This window comes from Proteus sp. G4415, assembly GCF_963896075.1.
GTDB lineage: Bacteria > Pseudomonadota > Gammaproteobacteria > Enterobacterales > Enterobacteriaceae > Proteus > Proteus mirabilis.
Genome location: NZ_CAWQOK010000046.1, coordinates 1 through 4,092, shown reverse-complemented (window position 1 = coordinate 4,092; position 4,092 = coordinate 1). Strand labels below are relative to the sequence as shown.

Genomic DNA, 4,092 nt, shown 5'->3' with positions numbered 1-4,092 from the left:
TGTTCTGTTAATAATAAATAAAAAAATCGTAGTGAATAGGAGAATAATCTGTATTTTTACGTATCAGTGATCTTAGCTAAAAATACCAATACGTAAAAATGCCTGCTCGATAAGCAGGCATGAGGATATTAATAATTATCAACAAGGGATAATCAATTTTTTGTTGTTGTGCTTTCACCATGTTTTTGATGTCGATGATGCCCATCAATCATGCTGTGGAATGTTTGTGTAAAGGTATCGCCTAAAGTACATAAGTAGAAGTGTGCACAAATAAACATGAGTGCAACGATGCCTAATATAAAGTGTACTTTTAACATCCAATAGCCATAACCTAAGACTTCAGGGTATAAGCATAGTACGCCTGTGATAAGAAGTAGTGGAACTAACCCAAACATAACACCTAAGTAAGCAAGTTGTTGGAGAGGGTTAAATTTATCTGTTGCAGTCGCGGCAAAAGGATGTGGTTCACCTTTCATAATACCATAAAGATAAAAGCGAGCTTGCTTGATACAGCGTCCAATTAATCCTTGCGGTCTGACTTTGTAATGTACACCATTATTTGTGGTTAGGTTAATTACAACAAAACCTATCCAAAAAGCGATGAGAATAAAACCACAGATTTTATGTAGTAGTACCATCGATGGAACATTACCGATAGAAAAATGGCCTAACAATCCACTGATTAATAGAAGAATGAACAGTAAGGCATTACCCCAATGCCAAAAACGAATGGCTTTAGAGTATAAGTAAACACGCTCTTCTTCATAGTGACCACTTTGCTTAGGTGCCAGTGCATAACGTAAAAAACCATGTAGCACCAATATGGCTATCATGGCGACAATGATCAAACCTGCTGCAATTAACCATACAGGCCAGTAATCTGGCGTATAATAGAGTTCGGCTCCCCAGATACTTGTCATGCTTTATCTCCCTGATGGATCTCTTTACGGCGGAATAAATTTGGTTTTCCGACATTATCTAATTGGTATTGATAAACGGATTTCTGTTTGATCCAAGCTTGGATCTCGGGTGAGTCAATGCGACCAAATGCCAATGCATCAGTTGGACATACCGTTACACAAGCGGGTAACTCACCTTCTGTTAGTCGAGTATCAGCACAGAAATTACATTTATCAGCAATGTGTGTTAATGGATTGATATATCGAACGTGATAAGGACAAGCACCAACACAGTAATCACAGCCAATACAGAGCTCTTTTTTAACCTGTACAATGCCATTTTCATCAATAAATGAAGCACCTGTAGGGCAGACAGAAACGCAAGGCGCATCTTCACAATGTTGACAGGAAACTCGGAAAAATTGGTAATGTGGATCTCCTGCCTCATCATTATGAGGGCCTTGAATTTGTACTTGTAGTCGGCTGTATCCTTCAGGAATATCATTGATGACTTTACATGCTACGGTACAAGCTTGGCAGCCAATGCAACGTTTTTCATCGTGTAGCATGACAAATTGTTTAGAGTTGCTATTCATCGTTATTTTTTTCCTTAAGCCAGACTAATTTTGACGCCTGAAGTATGTACATCAGTGCCTGAAACAGGGCTAATTTCATGAGGTAATAAACTACTGCAGTGGATCCCATTCGTGGTTGCTGGCGTTTTTTCGCCAGTCTTAGAACCTGACCCCATATAGACAAACACCGTGTCAGGACGAATACCTGTCGTAATTAAGGCATGGGCTTTCTCTTTGCCTACGCTATTTTCTAAAATGATCTCATCACCATGCTTAATTCCATGACTTTTTGCGGTATCAGGATGTAACCAGACAGGATTTTTCCACATTAGCTCTGCTAATAAAGGTACATATTGAGTCGCACCATTGGTATGTACTGCGACTTTTCCTTGGATAAAATAGAGTTCATCTTTTTGTTTTAATGGGAAGTTATGGAAACGAGGAATACCATAATTCTCTAATAGACTTTCTAACTCTTCCGAATAGATCTCAATAAGACCACTTGGTGATTTAAAAGAAAGAGATTTTTCCATCATATTGTTACTATCAACATGTTTGATAGCATCTGGGTATTGTTCAACAAAGGCTTTTACATAGGATGGTTCACGTAAAAGCAGCGGAATACCATAAGATAAATAGCCTTTTTGGTGGATCTCTTTATAGAGATTTTCATCCCCTTTAACTTGATAAAGTTGACGAACTCCCATGTTTTCCCAAGGATAATAACTTGCTAACCCCAGTTTTTTTCCTAATTCCATCCAAATTAACCAACTTGGTTTGGTATCACCAATAGGTTCGACAACTTGTTGTCTTAATGCATAAGCAGGATTTAAACCAGAGACATCAGAAATCTCTTCATCTCTTTCTAAATAAGTGCTTTCTGGTAACAGATAATCTGCATAAGATGCACTTTCACTTAAATACACATCACAACTGACAATTAAGTCGAGTTTTTGGGCTGTTTTTTCTAGATCAGGTCGGCAACTTACTGTTTGAAATGGATTATGGCGTGACATAATCCAAGCTTTGGTTTGGTAAGGTACACCATGGAGTGTAGAGTCAATGATAGATTGAACAATACCGCCGCCTTTATTGATATATTTAAATTGAGGCGCTGTAGCATCGACTCGTTTTGCCGTAATTTTAGGCATGCCTTTAACGGTTGGTTTAGCTAATTCAGGGGCAACGTCGATGCCCGCTAATTTATTATATTTTGCAGCAGCTTTCTTTTGATACATGCCACCTTCACGTTCAATATTTCCCAGTAGGGCGTTGAAGGTGAAGATCATTCTGCGCATATTAATTTCATCTTTATTAAAGGTTGCGCGATGGCCTGGCATAACTAATGCGTGAGGAGCTTTAGCTGCAATTTCACGTGTTATGCGAATAATATCTTTTGCGGGAACATCAGAGTGAGCTTGTGCCCATTCAGGCGTGGTATCTTGTAATACTTCCACCAATTGAGGGAAACCGACAGTAAATTTTTCTATAAAATCTTTATCATAAAGATTTTCTTTTACCATAATATGACACATGGCCATTAGAACAGGTAAGTCGCCACCTGGTCGGATAGCAAACCACTCATTTGCTTTACTGGAAACAACGGATAATCGAGGATCAAAACTGACTAATTTTGCACCACGCTCTTGTGCCGTCATTAATTCATAGGTTTCTGCAACTTCAATTCCTTCATAAAGATTATGACCAAAAGAAAGAATATATTTAGAATTTGCGAGATCCATTTTTAAATCACCACCCATCATTACCGATGCAGCAATGGCTTTGCCCGCAGGACAAGTTGATGCATGCGTAAAGGTGTTTGGTGACCCAAATGCCGCCGCTAAATGAAATAAATGAGAGGAAAGAGAACCTGATTTTGATGAGAAAAAGATACTTTCAGCACCATAATGTTGTTTGATGCTTGCCATCTTTTCGGCAATTTCTGTATAAGCTTGTTCCCAGCTAATAACTTCCCATTCTCCGGCACCTCTAGGGCCTTTGCGTTTCATGGGCTTTACAATGCGTTTCGGATCATAAATAAGGCTAACACCACTGCCTCCTCTCGCACAGACTCGAGTTTTTTGATGTGGTGAATTTCGGTTACCTTGGATAAAGACAGTTTTGTTATTAACAACCTGAGCTTCTATAGGACAACGGTAAGAACACATCTCACACAAACTTGGTGTTAATTTAGACTGACCCTTAAGAGATGTTACTGGATTAAGTGCGAGGGCCCCTGGTGGTAAACTTCCCACCGTACACCCAACACATCCTATACCCATCCCCTTAATAAAAGAACGACGACTAATACTCATATAACCTCCAGTTTCTTCTTATAGCTAAATATTATATACAGTTGGTTAAATAAATATTTGATGGTGTCTTCAATTTATTCATTAATAAGTGATGAGTTAGTTGGAAATAATAAATAATAGCAACAAAGAAGTTAATAAATATCACAAAATAATTTAACAAATAGAGACAAAATAAAATGATAATTATTTTCTTCTAAGGCATTAGTTAGGGGCTGGTTATTGTTAAAGGAAATGAATTAAGAGTTTTATAAAAAAACAACCATGCCTTTAATATTCATATGGTTATAGGAATGATTTATTCTT

General features: G+C 37.9%; 3 protein-coding genes. All 3 read right to left on the bottom strand.

Going from position 1 to position 4,092, the window contains the following annotated elements; genetic code table 11:
- Positions 1–152: 152 nt before the first annotated feature.
- From phsC to phsA, 3 genes are read right to left on the bottom strand one after another with little or no spacing between them, the layout of a single operon-like run.
- Positions 153–920 (bottom strand): thiosulfate reductase cytochrome B subunit, encoded by a 768-nt coding sequence (phsC, locus tag AACU95_RS04575; RefSeq protein WP_004248413.1) that lies wholly within the window; start codon positions 918–920, stop codon positions 153–155.
- The gene (locus AACU95_RS04570) at positions 917–1,495 is read right to left on the bottom strand and encodes a 4Fe-4S dicluster domain-containing protein (protein ID WP_004243779.1); all 579 of its coding nucleotides are present in this window, start codon (positions 1,493–1,495) and stop codon (positions 917–919) included. The genes phsC and AACU95_RS04570 overlap by 4 nt, the downstream gene beginning before the upstream one ends.
- 14 nt (positions 1,496–1,509) lie before the next feature.
- Complete coding sequence (gene phsA, locus AACU95_RS04565; RefSeq protein WP_017627977.1) at positions 1,510–3,789, bottom strand: thiosulfate reductase PhsA; 2,280 nt, start codon at positions 3,787–3,789, stop codon at positions 1,510–1,512.
- Between the last annotated feature and the right edge of the window lie 303 nt (positions 3,790–4,092).

Coding starts and splice junctions, on each gene's coding strand:
- AACU95_RS04570 (WP_004243779.1), bottom strand. CDS start 1,495: ATGAATAGCAACTCTAAACAATTTGTCATGCTACACGATGAAAAACGT.
- phsC (WP_004248413.1), bottom strand. CDS start 920: ATGACAAGTATCTGGGGAGCCGAACTCTATTATACGCCAGATTACTGG.
- phsA (WP_017627977.1), bottom strand. CDS start 3,789: ATGAGTATTAGTCGTCGTTCTTTTATTAAGGGGATGGGTATAGGATGT.